This is a genomic window from Prevotella sp. TF12-30 (assembly GCF_003436715.1).
Lineage (GTDB): Bacteria > Bacteroidota > Bacteroidia > Bacteroidales > Bacteroidaceae > Prevotella > Prevotella copri_A.
Genome location: NZ_QSQJ01000088.1, coordinates 1 through 2,626, shown reverse-complemented (window position 1 = coordinate 2,626; position 2,626 = coordinate 1). Strand labels below are relative to the sequence as shown.

Annotated in this window: 3 protein-coding genes; all 3 read left to right on the top strand. The window is 46.2% G+C overall.

Going from position 1 to position 2,626, the window contains the following annotated elements; translation table 11 throughout:
* Positions 1 to 1,188 (top strand): site-specific integrase (locus DXD25_RS16065; protein ID WP_187360507.1); only part of this gene is annotated, 1,188 nt, incomplete at its 5' end.
* Positions 1,185 to 1,556 carry a hypothetical protein gene (locus DXD25_RS16060; RefSeq protein WP_117664364.1) on the top strand — a complete coding sequence of 124 codons (372 nt, stop codon included), beginning with the start codon at positions 1,185 to 1,187 and terminating at the stop codon, positions 1,554 to 1,556. The genes DXD25_RS16065 and DXD25_RS16060, both read left to right, overlap by 4 nt.
* A 381-nt stretch (positions 1,557 to 1,937) precedes the next feature.
* On the top strand, positions 1,938 to 2,626 hold a 689-nt coding region (locus DXD25_RS16055), incomplete at its 3' end, for a primase-helicase family protein (protein WP_233522368.1).

Here is a 2,626-nt window from a genome sequence, read left to right as displayed (position 1 = left end):
GGAAGCAAGGAGAGAAACGGAATTGTCCCTATCATGGGACGAGTGACAATCAACGGAACTATCGCACAGTTCAGTTGCAAGCAGAGCGTGACCAAGGCTATCTGGGATGCCAAGGGCAACAGAGCCATTGGCAAGAGCAAGGAAGCCAAGGAGGTGAACTTTGCGCTTGACAACATCAAGGCTCAAATCGCCAAGCATTACCAACGCCTTTCCGACCGTGAGGCGTTCGTTACAGCTGAGATGGTGAGAAATGCCTACCAAGGCATAGGCACAGAGTACGAGACCTTGCTCAGAGCCTTTGACAAGGAGAACGCAGCCTTTGCCAAGCGTGTAGGCAAGGACAGAGCCAAGAACACCTACCGCAAGTATCTGACGGTAAGAAAGTATGTTGCCGAGTTCATCAAGTATCAGTACAAGCGCAGCGATATGTCCATGAATGAGCTTACAGAGGAGTTCATTCGTGACTATTGTCTGTACTTGAAGAATGTTGTAGGACTTGCGCAGTCCTCTATTTGGATTTACTCCATACCACTGAAACATATCGTAACGGCAGCTCACTACAACGGCAAGATACCAAGAAATCCGTTTGCCATGTACCACGTTGACCCAGATCACAAGGAACGTGAGTTCTTGACCTTGGACGAGCTTACCGCCATGACAGAGATGAAGTTGGAAGACCCGAATATGGCATTTGCGAGAGACCTCTTTCTCTTTGGTTGTTGGACAGGTATCTCTTTCATCGACATCAAGAACTTGACGGAAGATAACATCAGCATGATAAACGGTGCTCCTTGGATTGTGTCCAAGCGTCAGAAGACTGGTGTACCTTTTCAAATCAAGTTGATGGATATTCCCATGCAGATTATTGAGAGATACAAGTCTTTCAGAAAAGGAAGCCACGTATTCAATATCGGCAATCTTAGCAACATCAACAAGCGCATCAAGAAAGTTGCTGCAATGTGTGGCATCAAGAAGCGGGTTTCATTTCACGTGTCTCGCCACTCTTGGGCTGTTTTAGCCTTGGAATATGGTATGCCGATAGAGAGCGTGAGCAAGATTCTTGGCCATACAAACATCACCACGACGCAGATATACGCCAAGGTGACAAGCAACAAACTTGACCATGACATAGCAGTCTTTGAAAGTCGAATCAAGGGGCACTTGCCTGTTATGGGAGGAATGGTATGAAAAGGACTGTAATCACCGTGGACGGAAATGGAATACTTTCCATTCCGTCCAACTTGGAGAACTTGTGGATGAGTGAGGGAGAATTGGTCAATATGCTTCATGTTACCGCCCCAAAACTCAACTCTGTGATACAAGTCATATATAAAGAAGGCATGTTGTCTATGTCGGAAGTCCAACAAAGACAAGAAACTTCCAAGGGTATTTGGCAAACATTGTATGGATTCCCTATGGTTGTTGCCATTTGCTTCCGTCTCACCTCTAATGGGGCTATGCAACTTCGTAATGCCATCTTCAAGAGGCTGTACGGAGCAAAAGAGAAAACAGCCATTGTCCTGCAACTCTACGGAGGGACTAATTACTTTAGCTGAAAAACTCGCATCTTTGAGGCATCGGTTATTCACTGTCGTATAGACTTGCTGACGTACTGATTCACTGTCGTATCAAGCATTTCTGTGAAGAACGAAGAACTGCCGATGTCAAACGTTTTACAGTTTTATCGTATGACATATAAAACGTATGACATGCAGGAATACATTTTTGTTCATCCCGAGGAAAGGTTTACCAGCAAGCCTTTCTTCGGGATTTTTCGTTCTATCTTATCCCGAAAGGCTACATCAAGCACCTTGATTTCCAATCTTTTAACATTGCCGGTGCAAACTTCTCCATTCTGCGTAGGTTTGTGTTTTGCGTTTTGATTTTCCGCCCTTACCTTTGCAACTTTAATTTTATCAACTCACAAAGGTTAGATTATGAGCAAGACAAACGACAACAATCAGCCTGTGGCTGTGGGAAGCAAACAGCCACAGGCTGCACCTCCGACAAACGAGGTGTTCATCCGTGTTGGCACTACCTTGTACAAGGTGGTTGACCAACCTAACATCAGTGGTGGAAAGGTAAGAAAGCGCATTCCTTGGAACATGGAAACCTTGCGTCAGGACTACGGCAAGGAGTTCATCAAGTACGTTCACAAGTATGACGGCTTCTGTACCGTTCCAGAACATGTGAACCATCGCACGGTGATAGATGGTTTCCTCAATCTATACGAGCCGATAAGTCACAAGCCAATGCAAGGGGACTTTCCGAACATCAAGAAGTTGGTAAGTCACATCTTTGGTGAGCAATACGAGCTTGGCATGGACTACCTGCAACTACTCTATCTCAAACCTGTGCAAAAGTTGCCCATTCTGCTGCTCGTATCAGAGGAGAGGAACACAGGCAAGACCACGTTCTTGAACTTTCTGAAAGCGTTGTTCCAAGACAACGTGACATTCAACACCAACGAGGACTTCCGCAGTCAGTTCAATTCCGATTGGGCTGGCAAGCTGCTGATTGTCGTGGACGAGGTGTTGCTCAGTCGTAGGGAGGATTCCGAGCGGTTGAAGAACCTCAGCACCACCCTCTCGTACAAGGTGGAAGCCAAGGGCAAGGACAGGAACGA

Excerpts from the sequence above, each read along its gene's own strand:
- DXD25_RS16060 (WP_117664364.1), top strand. The coding sequence starts at position 1,185 with ATGAAAAGGACTGTAATCACCGTGGACGGAAATGGAATACTTTCCATT.